Source organism: Clostridium oceanicum (genome assembly GCF_039521385.1).
In the GTDB taxonomy this organism is placed as follows: Bacteria; Bacillota; Clostridia; order Clostridiales; family Clostridiaceae; genus Clostridium_F; species Clostridium_F oceanicum.
Genome location: NZ_BAAACG010000001.1, coordinates 269834 through 289307, shown reverse-complemented (window position 1 = coordinate 289307; position 19474 = coordinate 269834). Strand labels below are relative to the sequence as shown.

Annotated in this window: 19 protein-coding genes; 2 read left to right on the top strand and 17 right to left on the bottom strand. The window is 26.7% G+C overall.

Features of this window, described 5'->3' with window-relative positions; translation table 11 throughout:
* Positions 1 to 3: 3 nt before the first annotated feature.
* From yhfZ to ABDZ71_RS01290, 10 genes are all read right to left on the bottom strand, one after another.
* Positions 4 to 930 (bottom strand): GntR family transcriptional regulator YhfZ, encoded by a 927-nt coding sequence (gene yhfZ, locus ABDZ71_RS01335; RefSeq protein WP_343758067.1) that lies wholly within the window; start codon positions 928 to 930, stop codon positions 4 to 6.
* Between the two features lie 361 nt (positions 931 to 1291).
* Entirely contained in the window at positions 1292 to 2671 is a 1380-nt protein-coding gene (locus ABDZ71_RS01330; RefSeq protein ID WP_343758064.1) for a HAMP domain-containing sensor histidine kinase, read from the bottom strand.
* Positions 2662 to 3321 (bottom strand): response regulator transcription factor, encoded by a 660-nt coding sequence (locus ABDZ71_RS01325; RefSeq protein ID WP_343758062.1) that lies wholly within the window; start codon positions 3319 to 3321, stop codon positions 2662 to 2664. Before ABDZ71_RS01325 ends, ABDZ71_RS01330 begins: the two co-directional genes overlap by 10 nt.
* 254 nt (positions 3322 to 3575) lie before the next feature.
* Positions 3576 to 4229, bottom strand: coding sequence for a lantibiotic immunity ABC transporter MutG family permease subunit (locus ABDZ71_RS01320; protein ID WP_343758061.1), 654 nt, complete (start codon positions 4227 to 4229; stop codon positions 3576 to 3578).
* Positions 4226 to 4981 carry a lantibiotic immunity ABC transporter MutG family permease subunit gene (locus ABDZ71_RS01315; RefSeq protein WP_343758059.1) on the bottom strand — a complete coding sequence of 252 codons (756 nt, stop codon included), beginning with the start codon at positions 4979 to 4981 and terminating at the stop codon, positions 4226 to 4228. Before ABDZ71_RS01315 ends, ABDZ71_RS01320 begins: the two co-directional genes overlap by 4 nt.
* On the bottom strand, positions 4982 to 5713 hold the full coding sequence (locus ABDZ71_RS01310; RefSeq protein ID WP_343758057.1) for a lantibiotic immunity ABC transporter MutE/EpiE family permease subunit: 732 nt from the start codon (positions 5711 to 5713) through the stop codon (positions 4982 to 4984).
* Positions 5714 to 5717: 4 nt separating this feature from the next.
* Positions 5718 to 6422 carry a lantibiotic protection ABC transporter ATP-binding protein gene (locus ABDZ71_RS01305; RefSeq protein WP_343758055.1) on the bottom strand — a complete coding sequence of 235 codons (705 nt, stop codon included), beginning with the start codon at positions 6420 to 6422 and terminating at the stop codon, positions 5718 to 5720.
* Positions 6423 to 6813: 391 nt separating this feature from the next.
* Entirely contained in the window at positions 6814 to 7776 is a 963-nt protein-coding gene (locus ABDZ71_RS01300) for a threonine ammonia-lyase (protein WP_343758053.1), read from the bottom strand.
* Between the two features lie 21 nt (positions 7777 to 7797).
* Positions 7798 to 8811 (bottom strand): ornithine cyclodeaminase family protein, encoded by a 1014-nt coding sequence (locus tag ABDZ71_RS01295; RefSeq protein WP_343758051.1) that lies wholly within the window; start codon positions 8809 to 8811, stop codon positions 7798 to 7800.
* 375 nt (positions 8812 to 9186) lie between these two features.
* A complete protein-coding gene (locus ABDZ71_RS01290) occupies positions 9187 to 9579 on the bottom strand; it encodes a hypothetical protein (protein WP_343758049.1) in 393 nt (130 codons plus the stop codon).
* Positions 9580 to 9904: 325 nt separating this feature from the next.
* Here ABDZ71_RS01290 and ABDZ71_RS01285 point away from each other — a divergent pair, with 325 nt between their 5' ends.
* On the top strand, positions 9905 to 10378 hold the full coding sequence (locus ABDZ71_RS01285; protein ID WP_343758047.1) for a MarR family winged helix-turn-helix transcriptional regulator: 474 nt from the start codon (positions 9905 to 9907) through the stop codon (positions 10376 to 10378).
* Between the two features lie 296 nt (positions 10379 to 10674).
* Complete coding sequence (locus ABDZ71_RS01280) at positions 10675 to 12021, top strand: MATE family efflux transporter (RefSeq protein ID WP_343758045.1); 1347 nt, start codon at positions 10675 to 10677, stop codon at positions 12019 to 12021.
* A gap of 97 nt (positions 12022 to 12118) precedes the next feature.
* On the opposite strand, the gene ABDZ71_RS01275 is transcribed toward ABDZ71_RS01280, so the two are convergent.
* From ABDZ71_RS01275 to ABDZ71_RS01245, 7 genes are all read right to left on the bottom strand, one after another.
* Positions 12119 to 12859 (bottom strand): sugar isomerase domain-containing protein, encoded by a 741-nt coding sequence (locus tag ABDZ71_RS01275; RefSeq protein WP_343758042.1) that lies wholly within the window; start codon positions 12857 to 12859, stop codon positions 12119 to 12121.
* Positions 12860 to 12872: 13 nt separating this feature from the next.
* A complete protein-coding gene (locus ABDZ71_RS01270; RefSeq protein WP_343758040.1) occupies positions 12873 to 13595 on the bottom strand; it encodes a creatininase family protein in 723 nt (240 codons plus the stop codon).
* Positions 13596 to 13610: 15 nt separating this feature from the next.
* A complete protein-coding gene (locus tag ABDZ71_RS01265) occupies positions 13611 to 14603 on the bottom strand; it encodes a phosphotriesterase family protein (RefSeq protein WP_343758039.1) in 993 nt (330 codons plus the stop codon).
* A gap of 353 nt (positions 14604 to 14956) precedes the next feature.
* Positions 14957 to 16252: a PTS ascorbate transporter subunit IIC gene (ulaA, locus tag ABDZ71_RS01260; RefSeq protein ID WP_343758037.1), complete on the bottom strand. Its 1296-nt coding sequence runs from the start codon at positions 16250 to 16252 to the stop codon at positions 14957 to 14959.
* 32 nt (positions 16253 to 16284) lie between these two features.
* Complete coding sequence (locus ABDZ71_RS01255; protein WP_343758035.1) at positions 16285 to 16554, bottom strand: PTS sugar transporter subunit IIB; 270 nt, start codon at positions 16552 to 16554, stop codon at positions 16285 to 16287.
* 200 nt (positions 16555 to 16754) lie between these two features.
* Positions 16755 to 17186 carry a PTS sugar transporter subunit IIA gene (locus ABDZ71_RS01250; RefSeq protein ID WP_343758033.1) on the bottom strand — a complete coding sequence of 144 codons (432 nt, stop codon included), beginning with the start codon at positions 17184 to 17186 and terminating at the stop codon, positions 16755 to 16757.
* Positions 17183 to 19297 carry a BglG family transcription antiterminator gene (locus ABDZ71_RS01245; protein ID WP_343758031.1) on the bottom strand — a complete coding sequence of 705 codons (2115 nt, stop codon included), beginning with the start codon at positions 19295 to 19297 and terminating at the stop codon, positions 17183 to 17185. Before ABDZ71_RS01245 ends, ABDZ71_RS01250 begins: the two co-directional genes overlap by 4 nt.
* Between the last annotated feature and the right edge of the window lie 177 nt (positions 19298 to 19474).

Here is a 19474-nt window from a genome sequence, read left to right as displayed (position 1 = left end):
ACTTTAATAATTAGGAATCATTTCTTCATTTACAACTTTCTTTTGTATATCTAGTATTTGACTTTTATCTATAAATTTATTCAATATTTTTATTAAATATTCTTTACTTTTATTTGCCACTATAACTGCTTCTGTATCAGCATACTTAAATTTTTCATTACTAATTGAATGAAAATTAAACTTCTTACCACTATCTTTTACATCATCTTTATTCCATATAGCTGCATCTATTTCACCGCTTAAAATTTTATTTAAAATTTGACTATAAATCATAGACACATATTTAACTTTTTTATTTCCACATTCATAATGAGATAAAATCTGATGGTCTATGGAAGAATAATCTATTCCTACACTCATTCCATCTTTTATTTGTTCATCCTCTTTACTTTTAAATACAATTACATGCTCATTTACATAACTATGAGGTTCGAATCCTAAAACTATTTCTATATCTTCACCAGCATCTATATAATGCTGAGCAGCTAGTTTAGACATAACTACAAAATCATATCTTTCTTCTTTTAAAGCTTGAAGTCTATTGTTAGCTCCTCTCATATATGCTAAAGATATATCAAAAGATGTACCACTTAAAGTATTATAAAGACCAGTTGCTAATCCTTCATAACCTTTAGAATAAGGTAATGGCATAACACCTACTATAGTTTTTATATCTGCTATTTCTAATAATTTTTCATAAGATATTCTATTTATAAAAGTTCCTAAATGACCTCTTGGTTCTAATACAATTGCATCATTCTCTTGTAAGAATTTCAAAGCTGACTGCACTGTTCCCCTAGCAGTCTTGTATTTTTCAGATATTTGGGCTACTGTAAGGATTCTATCTCCTTCCTCCATAGGCAAAAATTCTTTTGCCAAAGTCATAGCCATTAATCCATTTTTTTGCATTAGCTTTGATTTTATATCCATATACTCACTCTTTCAATGTACGATATTTTGTATTTTGCTTTAAATAAATAATATCACATGTAGAAAACAATTTCAATAAAAAATTTAGAATATTATAAACATATTTTTTATTAATATAGAAATAATTCAAGTAAGATAGAAACATATTTGTAAAATATGCAGTTTCATAATTCCATTATGTAAAGGTAGAACAAATATCGTCCTACCTTTTAAATATTTCTTTATATTTTTCTAGAAAAACTACTCACTTCACTAAAAAATCCTAATTTATTTTTTTAGATATATCCGAAAAATATTAATTCCATAATGCTCAAACAAATATTTTTCTAAACGTATATATCACAAAAACAAATAAGGGTTTCTAAAATTTGTTCATAGGTAAAAGAATATATATGTTTATTTCTGCTCCCTTTGTAGTTTTTGAATTTAAAAGTTCCATTTTGCCATTATGCTTTTTTACTATAGTGTTTGTTATATAAAGTCCCATTCCATAGTGTGATTTTCCCCCTCGGCTTGAATCATCCATATAAAATTGGTCCTTTGCTTTTAGAAGGGATTCTTTTGAAAATCCTTTTCCACTATCTACAATTTTAAATCTAATATATTTTTCAATTTGATCTACAGAAAATATTATTCTTCCATTTTCTTTTGTATAATCAATAGCATTTGAAACTACATTCATAATTGCCCTTTTAAGTAATATAAAATCAGCTTTAAAGCTATTTGGAACTTTCCCAATTTTTGAATCTAAATTTATTCTTTTTATAGATGTTAAAGCCTTTATATGACTTAATATTTCCTCTATATATTTTTTAGTATTTATTTCTTCTATCTTAAGAGTATATCCCATCTGTGCCTTTGAAATTTCAATTAATGTTTTAACATACTGTTGCATATCCTTTGCGCTATGGACAATATAGCTTGTATATTCTTTTTGTTCATCAGTTTGATTTGTTTCCTCTAAAAGTTCTCCATTTCCTCTTATAATGGTTAGTGGAGTTTTTATATCATGGGCAAGAGAAGATATTTGTTCTTTTCTTTTCTCTTCTAAATCCCACTGTTTTTTCTTAGATATTTTTAATTCTTCTTTCATTTCATACATTGAAGAAAGTACGTTATCTATTTCTACTACGCTGCTATATTCTCCCTTAAAATCTAAGTTTTGATTTTGTATTTTATCTGCTGCATCTTGAAGTAAATCCATCTTTTTCGTCAATCTCTTACCAAAAGTATAAGCTAAAAATATAACTTCTAATATAAAAGCAATACAAAATAAAAATATTAAAAACAAATCTGGACTTGGCAAAAACTTACGAAGTTTTGGAGAAGCATATTGGCTAGATAAATGATATTTTACAATGCATACTTGATTTTCTCTAGGTATTTTTAGATAATAATTAAAAAAATCGCTACCTTTTTCGCTATTTTTAACTGCTCTCCATGCTTTTTTTGCTTCTTTTAAACTAAAATCCCCTGAGATAAACTTTCCTTTATTTGTATAAACTCCATACTCACAAGTATCTGGAATTAAACTTTCAGTAACCTTTTTACTTAGTGCAATTTCACTCTTATTTTTCATAAGTTTATTTTCAGCATAATTAGAAGGAATTATATCTATTTTTGAAAATAATATAGAATAAAATCCTAATAATAAAATAATAATTACAACTGTACTTATACAAAATACACATAAGTATTTAATAAATATAGTTCTAAGTTTTGTTTTATTTTTTACGCCCACTTATATCCAATCCCCCAAACCGTTTCAATAGGAGAAACTTTAAACTTTGAAAACTTTGCTCTTATATTTTTAATGTGTTCTACTACAACTAAATTATCACTTTTTCCATCAAAGCCAAAAATACCTTCATATAATCTCTCTTTCGAAAATACTTGCCCTCTATTTCTAACTAAAAATTCACAAATTTCATATTCACTTCTTGTAAGTGAAATTTTTTCATCATGAACTGTTATCTCCTTGCCAGATAAATTCAATTCAATATTCCCAAGATAAATTACATTTCTCTTTTCACGATTTTCACGTCTTAGGTGAGCACTAATTCTTGCCCTTAATTCTCCTTTACCAAAAGGTTTTAATATATAATCATCTCCACCTATCCCTAATCCATACATAATATCATTTTCCATAGATTTTGCTGTAAGAAATAGTATTGGACAATCTACCTTACTACGGATATTTTTGCATAAAGTAAAACCATCAATTTTGTTCATCATAATATCTAGTAAAATCAATTGAAATTTGCCAAGATCCTCTTCTAAAACTGTAGTTGGATCAGATACTATAGTAACTAAATGTCCATCTTTTTTAAGTATATTCTTTATAAGAATTAGAAGTGCCTTATCATCATCAACAGCTAATATTTTTGCCATACTTTATCACCTTCTATTAAGTCTAATAATTTTAGGTATTCTATTAATACAATATACTTTATTTATATATTGATATTAATAGTAAATCTTTTTAAATCCTCTATTTTGTGATTAAAATACATAAATACAATATAGTGTTTCATTACTATTTCAGTATAAGTTAAACGTAAAATTCATGCAAATATTGTAAAACAACCAATTTATTACTAGGTACAATATAATCAATCTGTTTTTGCTTAAATTATATAAAGAAATTATTTATTTTCTCTCCCTTCCCACTTTGAAAACCATTTACATGAAATTCCAATAACTATAGTTAGTAGAACAATAGATGGCAAGGGTAACCATTTCCCGTTAAACAGTGTTGAAGTAAATATAGGAGACATAAGTGTTTCTATTACACCAATAACTATAGATTGTATAGCTCCAAATTTTAAACTAATAATAAAATTAAAAACGTAAAAAAATATATTACTAATAAATAAAATACCTGCAAGATATAAATAATATCCAAACCCAAAAATAGATTGATGTAATAAATACTTAAATATAATTCCAGATCCACATGCAAGCAATATACTAGAAAAAAGACCTAATATACTAACTACTATAATTTTACTTAAAAATGACATATATCTTACATGGGATGTTAACATTTGTTGAAATCCACCTGCAGAATATTCTTGTCTTGATACCATAGCGCAAACAATTCCAGTTAATGCTGGGAAAACACAAGCTGCTAACTCAAAGAGTCCTATTATTTTAGAAGTTGGACTAGATATTCTATAGCTAAAACACTGAAAAAACATTATCATACCTATAATTGGAATTATAAAATGTATAAATATTATAGGACGTCTCTTAACTTTTATAAAATCTGATTTTATAAATCTAAAAAACATAATCATAAATTTTTTCTTCCTTCCCATTTTGAAAACCATAAAGATGAAAATATAAAAATAACAATTGTAGCTAATATACAAATAAAAATACCTAAGTGAATCTCTTGACTTTCCTCTAAAAAACTTTGATTTTTCACCATAAACTTATGAAAACCCATGATAAATCTCATTGGCCATGTACAAGGTATAAACTCCCACTTACCTAGGCCTAAATCTGTAGCTAAAATAGCAGTTAATAGACTTTCAATAATTCCAATACCTATAGACAATGTATTACCAAATTTCATACTAATGATACTGTGTAAAATATAAATAAAGATGCTACTAAAAAATAAAATACATGCAGCATATATATAATACTTAAATGCAAAGGGACTTTGCTTTAAAATATATGAAAATCCTGCCCCAAAACCACCTATAAGAACTAACATAGAAGTAAATCCAAGTAAAAAAGTAACTAATAATTTACTGAAAAAGGGCATTAATTTTATATCTGAAGTAAGCATTTCATGAAAATTACCTGCTAAAGCTTCTTGTTCTAAGGCCATAGAACAAACAAGTGCAATTATTATTGGTAATATAAAAGCTACCATTTGTAAAAACACAAATACTTTAGAAGAATTCTTCCATGGAGTATAAGAAAAATACAAAAGAAATATTATTATTCCTAAAATAGGTAATAAAGTATGCATAATTAATACAGGCTGTCTTTTTATTTTAGTAAAATCTGATCTAATAGATCGAAATAAATATGTCATTTATCTTTCCTCCCTTTTTCTAAACCATAATGCAGTTAATAATGAAAGGAGTATAAAAAGTATAATAGACACTATAACTCCAGGTATAATTACACTACTATTTTTTAGTGGGCTATTTGCTGGAACCTTTAATGCACTTGGAAGTACGCCTATTGTAGGACACATTAATCTACTTGTAATTCCATAAGGAAAAACAATCCATTTAAAAGGTTCTACAGCTAAAATTACTCCTACTACATTGCATGGAAAATTAATTAATAATGCTCCAATTGTACCAATTTTATAGGTTAAAAAAAGACACAATGGTATTTGCCATAAAAATGTAATGAAAATAAGACTACTTCCATATATACTACTAGTAAATGAAATAGATCTTCCCCATACACCACTACAAATATTTATTAAAATTGAAAAAATTATAGAAGATATAAAATAATATAATATACACACACAAATCTTACTAATCCACAATTTAGCTGGGTCAACAGGAAGTTCTAAAATAGCACGCCCTCTTAATTTTTTTATGTCTTTATTGATCATTCCTGCTGAAATGAGCGTAAGGGTTCCTGGTAATATTGCAGCATACCAATAATTATAACTACCTAGTTGAAATGATTCTCCAGGTGTTAGTACAAAACTAATTAATATTGTAATTACAGGCATAAATAAAGCAATTTTTTTTATAAATGTATTTTTAAATTTCATGTATTCTGATACTATACAATTAAACATAACTTTAGCCAACCTTTCTGTTTTTACTTACTACTTTCATAAACAATTTTTCAAGGTCCTCTTTAGGATCAATTTTTTGTTCGTATCCTAAAATTCCATTTGAAATAATACCAATATGATCTGCTATTTGTTCAACTTCTGATAAATAATGGCTGGATAGTATAACTGTTATTCCTTTACCTTTAAAAGATCGAATTAGTTTACGCAAATCCTGAATTCCCATTGGATCTAACCCATTAGTCGGTTCGTCTAATATTAATAATTTAGGATGATTTAAAAGAGCAATTGCTATACCAAGACGCTGTTTCATTCCCATAGAAAACTGACCAGAACGTTTTCTGCCTGTATTAGTTAGCTCTACAATTTCAAGTACTTCATCTATTCGAGAATCAGGGAGTCCAAACAAGGTAGTACGAACTTTTAAATTTTCCCTGGCTGTAAGATTTTCATATAATGGAGGTGATTCAATTAAAGATCCAATATTTAAAAGATCCTTCCTATTCCATGGATGACCGTTAAAAGCAATTCCACCAGAGGTAGGCTTAAGTATTCCTGTAATCATCTTTAATGTAGTAGATTTACCTGCTCCATTTGGTCCTAAAAGACCATATATTGAGTTTTCTTCAACTGAAAGTGAAATATTATTTACTGCCATATCACCTTTAAATTTTTTACATAAATTTTCTGTTTTTAAAATATACTTTCCCATAAACTTATCCTTTCTTTTCCTATAATAATTAATGCTTTTAGAATATGTCTAAAAACAAGCTGAATTTTTTTAGTAAGATAAATAATTTTTCTAAAACTATTTACCTTTGCCTTACAAAATATAAATTACTAGGAATTTATAAGGAATTCATAAGGATTTTAAATTAAATTTGAAAATCATAAATTTAATTTAGAACTTTAATATATTAATTCTTTTGTGGACTCATGAAAGGATGGTTCTTCGGAAACAATAAAAGAGAAACTTTAAAGATAACTTTAATGAAACAATTTTAAAAATGAATTATAAAAACACCGTACTATTCAAATGAATTTTACGGTGTTTTCATATTTTAATATGAAAATTTTATAATAAATAAGTTAATTTGAACTAATTAATATTTTTTTAAAATATCAGTTAAAGTCTCTCCATCTATATTACCACCTGACAAAACAAGGGCAATGTTTTTCCCACCAATTCTTTCTTTATGCTCCATGACTGCAGCTACTGTTGTACAACTACCTGCTTCCACAATGTATTTTTCATTCTTAGCCATAAAACTTACTGCTTTAGCAATAGATTCTTCTGTCACAACAATGAAGTCATCTACATAATCCTTTGCCATTTCATAGCTCAATTTTCCTATACCACCAAGAAGAGCATCACATAATGATTCTTCTGAAGGATATTGTTCATAAAACACATTATCTTCATAGGCCTTTACCATAGCAGGACAAGCTTCTGTCTGCACACCAATAATACGAATTTCTGGCTTTATTACTTTTGCAGCAACAGCAATACCTGTAATTAATCCCCCTCCACCGATTGGCACTACTATAGTATCAATATCTTTATTTTGCTCAAGTATTTCAATACCAATGGTTCCCTGACCACCATATATTTTAGGATCACTATAGTATGCATCAATATAAGTCATGCCATTTTCTTTTATATATGTCATTCCAAGTGAATGTGCTTTATCATAGTTCTTACCCATAAGCATTACATCTGCACCAAAATATTCAATTTTATCAATTTTGCTCTGTGGTGTATTTTCTGGTACAATAACTTTTGAATTTTTTATTCCAAGAATTGAAGCTGCATAACTAACAGAACTACCATGATTTCCTGATGATATTGTTGCAATTCCACATTCTTTTTCTTCATTTGTCAAAGTCATCATTTTATTTAATGCTCCACGAACTTTGAAGCTTTTAGCCTTTTGAAAGGATTCTAGTTTGAAAAAATACTTTTTATTTTCATTTCCTAAATAATAAGATTCATCTAATGGTGTTTTTCTAATATAGTTTTTGATGCGTTCATATGCATTCTTTACTTCCTTATAATTAAAACTCATAATTTTATCACTCTCCATCTTTTAAAAATTCACTTTAGTTCCTAGTCCTTTTTTTTCTGCAAGCTGAAGTACAATTTTAGCTATAGCTATGTCTAAAAGTGCCATTCCTGTAGCATCAAATATTGTAATTTGATCTTCACTTGTTCTTCCTTCAACTTTTCCTAATATTAAATCCCCTATCTCACCAGCGATATCTTTGTCACTAATCATCCCTTTCTTAAGAGGAATTTCTATCTCTCCCACTTGTTTGCAATGTTCCTTATCATCTACAAATATAAGAGAGGAAGACATTAGTTTTGAATCTATTTCTTGTTTTCCTTCCATATCTGCACCTATACAAGAAATATGCGTTCCTTTTTGAACCCACTCTTTTTTTATAATTGGTTTTCTTGAAGGCGTTACAGTTATAATAATTTGACTATCTTTTACTGCACTTTCTAAATTTTCTACAGCTTTAAATGTTACACTTTCAGTATTTATTCCAAATTTACTTTCAAGTTTTTCATTAATATTATCTATAAAGCTTTTTGCTTTTTCTATGTGCATAGCAGCTACTTGTACTTTTCTTAAATTTGGAAATGCCTTTAAAGTAGCTGCAATTTGAAATAGTGCTTGATTTCCTACTCCTAAAATCAACAAGTTTTCTGAATTCTTTTTAGCCAAATATTTTGCCCCTAATGCACCTGCAGCTCCTGTTCTTATTCCAGTGATATAAGAAGCATCCATAATTCCTATAGGTTGTCCTGTTTCTGCATCAAATACAGAAATCATCCCCATTAAAGTAGGAAGTCCTTTCTTAGCGTTATCTTCAAACCACGTTACTGTTTTATGACCGAAAAGTTTCTCTTTTTTTAAATATCCAGATTTAATATCCATATCTGCTTTACCTGAAATAAAGTCATAAAATACTGTAGGCCATATCTCTGTCATCCCCTCACTTCTTGCTTTATATACAGCTTCAACTACATCAATTACTTGTTGCATTTCTATTACAGAAGAAATGTCCTCTTTGCTTAAAACTCGAATTTCAAACATAACTTTTACCTCCTTTAATTTCATTAAAATGCTTATAATTTTTTCTTCTTTTATTTTAAATTAACAAATTTATCTTCCTCCACTTTTTGATATTTCCCCTAAAAAAACAATAGAGCATTGAATCCCACTCCTCCTAAATAGGCCCTAACGGAGTGAAATCCAATGCTCTTAATTGTTTTTACCCGGGGATAAAAACAAGCATATTATTATTTAATTATGTGAATTGTATCATAATATCATTTCAAAAACAATAATAAATATTAGTTTATTAAAAATTCAATTTACTTATATAATAAAAAGTTTCTATTATATAAATAAATTAAGATAAACTGATAAATAGAAAATTTATCAGTAGGGATATTAAATCTAACTGGATTAGAAGCTAAAACAGTCGTTAAATTGATTATAGCTATCTCTAACTCCAAATGTATCATAAATTATTGTCAATTTCTCAATTTTATTATTTTTAGAAATTTTAAAAACATCAACGCATTCAAAAGTCACTAATGAACCATCCTTCATTGTCCAATCATATTGAAAGTGACCTGAACATGTATCTTCATTCTCATTGCTTTGAAATGTATTAAGTAATGTTATTTTTGATTGAGTTGTATCATTAAATAAATCAGAATAAAATTGTTTAGCAGATAATTTCCCATAAAGTGGTGAAAAAACTATAGCATTTCCTTCAAAAATGGACAATAGCTTTTCAAGGTCTCCAATTTGCAAGCAATTAAGATATTGTTTTATTAACACTTGAAATTTCATTTTATCAACCTTCCTTCACATTTAAATTCTGTATAACTTAATTATAATTAAATACAATCTTATTCGTAAAAATTTTTACTATCTTTTTTATATTTTATCCAAATTTTTTTATTACTTCAATATAAATTTCACTGTAATATAAAAAAGATTGCAAAATTGATCTTAAGTAATGTGAAAATAAATAATATACTATCTAGCTAGTTATTTATTTCAATGTGTCTAAACCTCGTACTTTAATTTTTATAAAAAGTATTAATATTAAAAACCATTATTAATATATTATTGTATATTGACAAAAGAGTATAGCAGCTATATACTTTTTTATATGATGAATATTAATGAAACCAATAAAAATAAAATAAGCTATTCTCTATTAAGAGTAATAAATAAATTTTCTAATATTGATAAAAAAACACGTTACTATGGAACAGACAAACAATTGTTTAGCTCAGAAATTCATATGATTAAAGCTATTAAAGAAAATGAAGGAATACACGTAACAGGTCTAGCAGACAAAATAGGAGTTACTAAAGGTGCCGTATCTCAAATTATAATTAAGCTTGAAAAGAAAGGGATGATAAAAAAAGAAAAAAGCTTATATAATCAATCAAAGCTTACATTAAAATTGACAGATAAAGGGCACATAGCATATGAAAATCATGAGAAATTACACAATAAATTTGATTCTTTAATAAATAAGATATTACAGGATGCATCCACTGAAAATATACTATTTATAAAAGAATTCTTAATAAATACAGAAGATATATTAGAAAATTTTGAAGAAGAAATAAAATAAATATTAAAACATTAGGCTATTTAATACATATTGTACAAATAACAATATATAAATAGCTAATTTTTTAAAGAATGTGTATAGCACCTATACTCTTTTATTAGTTTCGTTAATTATAAAAAATTTTTAATTATCCAATTTGGTAAGATATAAATTAATTAAAAACTAAGATTATATACTCTTTTAAATTATACTTTCTATAAGTATTTTTTATCCATAGTGTATAGTACATATACCCTTCTCTTACTTATAGTAAAACTATATAAACATAATAATAAAATTTGAAAGGAATGACATAAATGAGTACAACAAATAAAAATATAAAGATAATGAGTGAAGAAAAAATTTCTAAAGCACTATTAAAACTTGGTCTCCCAGTAATTATAGGAATGCTTGTAACAGCTTTTAATAATGTTATAGATGCAATGTTTGTAGGAGGACTAGGAACAAGTCAAATTGCAGCAGTTTCTGTAACCTTTCCTATATCTCAATTAATCATTGGAATAGGCTTAATTTTTGGTTGTGGTGCTGCTCCTTATGTTTCAAGATTTTTAGGAGAAAAAAACATAAAAAAAGCTAATGAGATATCTTCTACAGCATTTTTTAATAGTCTATTATGTGGAATAATACTTGTAATATTAACTTTAATTTTTATTGATAAAATATTAATACTCTTCGGAGCAACTAGTACAATACTCCCTTATGCAAAAAAATACGCTATAATTTTTGTTTCTGGTTCAATCTTAAATATAATAAATGTAACTCTTAATAATATCACAACTGCAGAAGGTGCTTCAAAAATAAGTATGTCGGCCATGCTCATAAGTGGAGTTTTAAATATAATTTTAGATCCCATTTTTATATATTCCCTTAATTTAGGAATAAAAGGAGCCGCTACTGCTACTGTAATCGCTCAAAGTATTACAACAATTCTTTATATAATATATCTTTTAAAAGGTAAAAACAGTTTAAAAATATCCTATCAAAACTTTTCCTTTAATAAAAAAATACATTTTCCTATTTTAAAAGTAGGATTTGTAAGCTTTTTCTTTCAATTATTAGTTAGCATATCTATAGGATTATTAAATTCAAAAGCTAGTATTTATGGTGATTATGCAGTAGCTTCAATGGGAATTGTAACTAGAATAACTACTTTTGTATCTTATGTTGTATTTGGATACTCTAAGGGTTTTCAAGCTATAGTTGGATATAATTATGGTGCAAAAAATTGGAGTAGATTTAAAGAAACTATTAACATATCTTTAAAATGGACCACAATTTTCTGCATAATAATAACAATTCTATTAATAACATTCTCCAGCCCTGTTATTTCAATATTTAGTAAGGATTATAAAGTTATTAATTTAAGTATTAAGGCTTTAAAGGCAAATATAATAATGTTTATTTTCTTTGGATTTCAATGCATTTATACAACATTGTTTGTTGCTATAGGTAAAATTAAAGAAGGTGGAATTCTAGGTATTGCAAGGCAAGGAATCTTCTTTATACCAACTATATTTATTCTCCCCCATATAGTAGGCATAAATGGAATAGTATTTACACAAGCAGTGGCTGATTTATTAGCTACTATATTGACAGCAATATTAGCAATAAAACTCAATAAAAGTTTTAATTTTAGTTTCTAAAAAACAAAAGCCTTAGACTTTTCTAAGACTTTTGTTTTTATATAATTTTAGTTTTTTATTTATCTCTCTTAAAAAACTTAGAAGTTTTCTCCTGTGACTAAAGATAGTGAATACTGTTTTTATATAGCTTAAATATAGTTTTATTAAATTCGTCTCCTCCATCAACATTTGCACTGTGAAATACTGGTGGTTTGTTTCCTTTTTCCAAAATTATTTCGCATACTCTTATAATAATTGAGTTTACTATAGTTGCTCCTACTGCTGTAGATGTTGGACCTACCTTTTGTCCCATTTCATCAAATTTTATTGAAGCATCTTCAAAATCACCACAATTATCTATAACAATATCGCATATTTCATATAAATTTTTTCCGCTGTTGTGTCTTGAAGAAACGTTTTTAGAATAATTTAAATTGGTTAACCCTATTACTTTAGCTCCTTTTTCTTTAGCTCTTAATGCAGCATCTATAGTTGCAGAATTTCTTCCAGACACTGAATGAATCAATATTACATCTCCTTTTTTAAGAGGGCTCTCATCTATTATTATTTTTCCAAACTCATGTAACCTCTCCATTTTACTAGTTAATGTAACTGGTCTAGTATTTAACATCATTGTTGGATTAAATATGGGATTCATAAGAGCAAGGCCCCCTGCTCTATAGAAAAGTTCTTCTGCTAAAATTCCTGCGTGAGAGCATCCAAAGACAAATAAGGCATTTCCTTTTTCTATTGAGTCAACCATTGCTTTAGCTGCCATATCTATATTTTCTTTTTCATTTTTTAATATATTATCTAAAATGTTTTTTATGGTATCAAAATATCTATCTATATAATCCATAATTATCCACCTTTTAAATATATTTATTAAGCACTTTAGTTATATTGTTTATTACATTTTCGATTACAATTTCACCTTTTTTCTCAGTAGCTAATGTAGCATCTCCCATTACTGCTGTTTCAGTAAACAAATCCCATCTCATAGGAGTAAATTCCATATTTTCTGATACTTTTGGATTCCCATTAACAGCCTTATCCATATCTACATACTCTTTAGCTAAATAAAGCATATATGAAGTTTCTATTTCATCTGCATGGAAAAATCCTTTATGAAATTTACTACTATCCATAACTTCACTTATAACTTTATCTGCACCAGGATAAGTGAAATAAAATATTTTGAAATCTTCTGGTAATTCTTTCATAGCTTCCCTTGCTGCCTCTTTTATAGCTGTAAGATTACCTAGATGTGTATTTATTATTGCTACTATCTTAAATTCATTTCTATGAACTTCTTTTATTATTTCTTTAATTAATACCTTTAAAGTAGTTGTGGATATTCCTATGGTTCCTTTAAAATTACCTAGACTCCAAACTTGTGAATAATATAATGTTGGAAGTACTAAACCATTAATCTTTTTACAAACTTTATATGATAAATTTTCTGCAAGAATTGAATCTGTTCCCAATGGTAAGTGGGGACCATGTGCTTCTACTGCCCCTATGGGAAGTAGGGCAACTTTTTTTTCCTTTATAACTTTACTAATGTCTTGTGAATTTATATGATCAAATTTCATCTTATTCACACCTCTTTATTTTTTAAATGTAAAACATTTCATTGGATTTTCTATAAAAAATTTATTTAAAAGCTTTTGTCCATCTAAGCCAGCATTTTCTGCTTCATCTATAAATCTTTCACTCCAGTCCTTTATTATAAAACTAAGTCCAAGTCCATAACTGTAATTTTTATAATAGGATTTTCTTGCCATATCTCCGCTTATAAGAATTTTATCTTTATACCCTTGTTTACATAGCTTTATAATCTCTTCTATTCTGTGACTTTCTGGAGCATATTTTATTTTTCCTATTCCGTCAAAACAAAGGTAAGCTCCTGTTTCTAAAATTTTATTGTAATAATAATTATCTAGATTTCTATCCATATGTCCAAAGGATACATTTTCTAAATTCACTCCTTCTTCTTTAAGAATATTTATTTGCTGAAGAGCCATAGTTCCAGCTTCTGTATGTGCATGAACAGGAGCTTTTGTTTTATGATGAGCTCTAGAAACAACTCTTATTGTTTTTATTTCAAGAGGTGTAATTGAATTATATCCTGTACCAAATTTAACTTGTCCAGCCTTATAATTTGTGTTTTCAAGACCAACTTCAACTTCCCTAACTACATGATTTACCAAATTATCAATTGAACTTTTCTCTATCCAATCCTCATAAGTTTCAAAATCACCTACTATCTTTTTAAGTCTTGAAGTTAACCTGCTTTTCCATAGAAAGGCTTTATTAAATCCAGCAGTTCCTACAATATTTAGTCCTGTTTCTTTTGCAAGTTTTGCTACTGCATCTACATCTCTTCCATAGTCAATTGCTGTAGCATCTACTATAGAATTACCTCCTAGGTTTTTAAATTCAATTAAATCTTTCTTAGATTTTTCAGGAGAATCTAAAAGGAGATCGTCAGCATTTTTTTCTATCCAGTACAGTGGTCTACAAACTATATGCTCATGAGAATAGGTATATCCTAATTCATTAGGTTCTATATCTTTTAGTAGGGTTCTTATAAATGACATGTTTATTCTCCTTCCTTGTTTTACTATAGTAATTTAAAATCTATATATTTTATAAATCTAACATTAAAATTCTTCTTATTTAGTTACTGTTATATAATTTAAGACCTTCCCTTCCAAACTAAATTTAAAAATATATTATATATCTTTTTAACTATATAAATTTTAAAATCAAATGTTTTTTGATTTTAGTCAAATTCAAATATAAATTAATAATAAAGTTTAATACTTTTTTACAAAAACTATTAGATTGAATAGAACAATTACTACTGAAATACCTACATTTTAAGTAAAATAAATATTAATAAGTAAAAGATTAAATCTTCAGTTTTATAATATAAACAAAGTATTTATATCTACATGAACAATGATGTTATAAATCTTACTATTGGAGCTAGTATAAACATATCTGAATCTGCTGCCCACATTGCTGTATCTGGTATAGTTGATGTTAAGAAGAATGTAATCATTAAATATTGTCCTACTGCAACAACTGTTGATGTTAAAAATCCTGCAATTAAGGCTCCTCTTACCCCTCCTGTTTTATTACCAAATACCCCTGCTGTAGCTGAGTGGAAGAATAAAACTATCATAGTTGGTACAAATACATATCCTACGAATTTCCCTAAGATTAAAAGCCAGAATATTGCTCCTATGAAAGAACCTAAAAAACCTAATATTACTGAATTTGGTGCATATGTGAATACTATAGGACAATCTAATGCCGGTTTAGCATTTGGTACTAATTTAGTTGCAATTCCTTTAAATGCTGGTACTAATTCTCCAATAAACATTCTTACTCCAAATAAAACTATAGCTATACCACCGGCAAATTTTAATGACATTATTATTGAGTGAACATAAAAATTAGTATCTCCTGACTTTGCTAATATTTCATTTGCAGCACCAGTATTTTTTAGGGATAAAAGTATTGCTCCTACAATAAATAATGTTGCCATAGTAAGACCTGTAACAATGTTTGAATCTCTTATAAATGCCCACTTAGGAGAAACTTTTAATTCTTCAGCATTCTTTTTCTCATTTCCTAATAGTTTTCCAGCAAAAGAACCAATTATTGCAACAGAAGCTGATGTATGTCCTAATGCTATAGAATCCATATTAGTTATTTTCCTAAGCAGTGGCTGAACCAGAGCTGGCTGAACTGTCCAATAAATTCCCATGAATATAGAGAGAAATGTTAATAAAAAGGTATTACTTACATTTGGATTAGTATGAATTATTACTCCTGCAAGTATTAATGTTGTCCAAAACATCATATGACCTGTTAAATAAATGTATTTCATCTTTGTAAATCTAGCTAATAATAAATTAATTAAGAATCCTATTGTCATAGCCATAGTTACTACTGAACCATACTTAGCTATAAATCCTTCTTGTCCCATAAAGTTTGCGAAGGTTTGAGTTTTAAGACCAAATACTTCTGCCCACATTGGTTCAAATAATACTAATGATTCAACAATTACTCCTGAACCTATACCTATAATTAGAAATCCCATTATAGATTTAAATGAACCTTGGATTATGTTACTTAAGTTTTTCTTTTGTAATGCTAATCCAACAAAAACTACTAATCCTATTAAAATAGATGGTTGGCCAAACATATTTGTAGCAATCCAATTTAAAACAGTCATAACTATTACCTCCTTATAAAATAATTTTTATTTTAAATAATACCTGCCTCCCCTAGTTGTTTTTCTATTTCTTTTTTATCAAAATAATTATTAATTATAATTATTTTCTTACCAGTTTCTTTTAATACTTCTGCAAGTTCGCTAGTAGTTGCTATATAATCACAAGGCATTGTTGTAGCTGCTGATACATCACTGTGTTCTACTTCATAATTTTTCCCTGCTTCCTTTATAACTTCTTCAACATTCATCCTTAAAATTAAGCTTGTCCCCATTCCTAATCCACATACAGTTAAAATTTTCATTTCTTACATCCTCCTTTTAAATAAAGTTTTTATTATCTTTAAAACAGCGGTACATACTATTATTTTTAGCCTTTTTACCTAATATAATTTTTAGAAATATAAGTTAAAATAAGGATATTTATTTTTCAAAAACTATTCACTTACTAAGAACATTTAAATTTATTTTTATAAATTTATAATGAAAGTTTATAGTTTTCAATTTATTCAAATATTTGAATAATTTCTTTTTTTAATTTTGCATTCAGTATTATGCTAATATTTTCTTCTTCTCCAAATATTCTTGCTAGCCTACTTATATACTTAACATGTTCATCATTTCCCTTAGTAGCCAAAAATATTATAATTTTTACTGGATCGTTTATTTTGTTTCCAAATTCCAATGGATTTTTTAATACTACTAATGAAATTCCTGTTTTATTTACTCCATCTTCAGGTCTTGAATGAGGAATAGCAATGCCTGGCGCTATTACAAAATAAGCTCCATTTTTTCTAAAGTTTTCAATAGCTCCTTTTATATAACTTTCCTTAATAAAATCATCATATAGTAGAAGCTTACCAGCCATTTTAATAGCCTCTTCAGGATTTTTACAATCAACACTCAATTCAATTCTTTTTAAATCTATCATGCTCATAGTGTATCTCCTTTCAGATTGTTAAAATTTCTTATATATTCATAAAGCTCTTCAGCTTCTTTAAACATATTAATATGCTTAATAAATTTCTTCTTTTCAACTAAATCTAATAAATCAATTAATGCAGCTATATGCTCTATTCCATCTATACTACAAAATGAAATTATGGTATTAACTTTTTTACCATTATTAAATATCACAGGACTATCTAATCTTAATAAACTCATTGCTGTTTTATATACATCATCTTTGTTTTCAGCATGGGGGATTGCTATGCCTTCACCAATTGTTACATATCCATGGTATTTCTTTACAATTTTAATCATTCTATCAATATAACTTTCATCTATACAGTTATCTTTTAAAAGTAATTCTCCTGATTTTCTTATAGCCTCTTCCCAATCTAAAATATCTTTTTCAAATGAAATTCTATCTTTAGATAACAGATTATAAATTCTTTTTTTATCTTCTTTTTCATCATAACTATAAGAACATGAAAATTTGTCTGAAAGTTCTTTCTTTAATTTTTCCTCATCATTTATATCACTGTATTTATTAATTGTTTCTATTACTGAATTTATATTTATAGGATTTTTTTCTTTAACACCAGCATTTTTAAGATTTTTAATATCTTTTGCTGTAAGCAAAGGATTTACATATATTGTTTTAACAAATCCATCATTTTTTAAAGGTACTGTAGATATTATTAGGTCAATATCTTCTTTATCTTTTAATGAATTTAACATACGATGGGAAAGTACATGTTTTATATTTACTTCAAAATTTTTATAAATTTTTTCTTCTATTATTCTTGATGTACCATTGCCCATACCACAGACTATAACAACATTTCTAACCTTATTATTTAACTGTTCTATTTTTTCAATAATGTTTGTTATAAGTATTGTAAAATATGCAATTTCATCCTCACTAAATTTTTCACCTATATACTTTTCTATCTCTTTTGATCCTTCTTTTATATCTTCAAAAAGTTTTAAATTAATTTTTTTTATTTCATTTAACACTGGATTTTTTATTAATATTCTGTTTTCTGTTCTTTCAACAGCTAAATAAAAATGTCTATAAAAAACATCCATACTTCTTTTTACCTCTTCGTTAGCCCAGATAACGTTTTTAGCTGTAATATTGTTCTTTACAATATTCATTATCATCCTATGACTTAAAATACTTAAACCTATAAATTCACATTTAGTTTTATAGCCATATTTCCTTTCTTCTTTAGATATTAAACAGCTTCCAAGGTCACTAAATTCAATTAAGTCAACATCCATATTTAATTTTTCTTTAAATTTATCTTTAAAAAACTTCTTAACGTCTATATTTATAATCTTTCCAAACTCTAAGTGTCTACCTATTTTAAATCCATTTAGATTTCTGTTATAAAGTATTATCAAATATATTAATACTATTTTATAAACTTCATCACTTACAATTTGAGAAAACTCTTTTTCATAACTTCTTACTATACAATTTAATTTTTTTATAGGACTTTTACTCACTATTTTATCAATTATGTTTTTCATAAAAGGATTGAAAGATAAAGCTCCTATATTTTCTTGGTTATCTATAAAATTTAAATTTACATTTGCATATATAATTTCTAGTAATACTTTTCTTATATCTTCTTCCTTTCCATATACTTTTAATCCTAACTTTGCTACTGAAACTAAAGTTAAATCGTATTCATCAAGTATACTTCTAAATATATGAATATCTTGTTTTATGGTACTTCTACTAACTTTTAAAAATTTAGCTATTTCATCTAAAGTTAAATCTTTATCTAAAAGGTATTTAAAATGTAATATTTCAATCCTTTCATCCCTAGACAAATAATACTGGTTTCTAGTTAAGTTTTTTAAAAGTTTAATGACTTTCCCTTGTTGATCCTTTAATGTAATATTTTCATTATTATATCTAATACATTTTCCTAATTTGTTTTCTTTTAAAAAATTAATCAAATTCATTAGAGAATATTTTATAGCTCTTTGTGAAAGATTTAAATTTTTAGCTATTTCTTCAAGAATTAATGTATCCTTTTTTTCTAATAGAATTTCAACTATTTGAAGTTCTTTATATCCTATCTGTATCAACTTAAATCCTCCTTTATAATAATTTTAGAATTTTCTGAATAATAAATAAAGGGCTATCTTTGTATTCAAAAATACTAAAAAGTAACCTTTAAAATCATAATAGATTTACTAAATACAGTGATTAATCCTTACAATAACTTACTATCATTTTTTATATTATTTATTAAAATACTATGG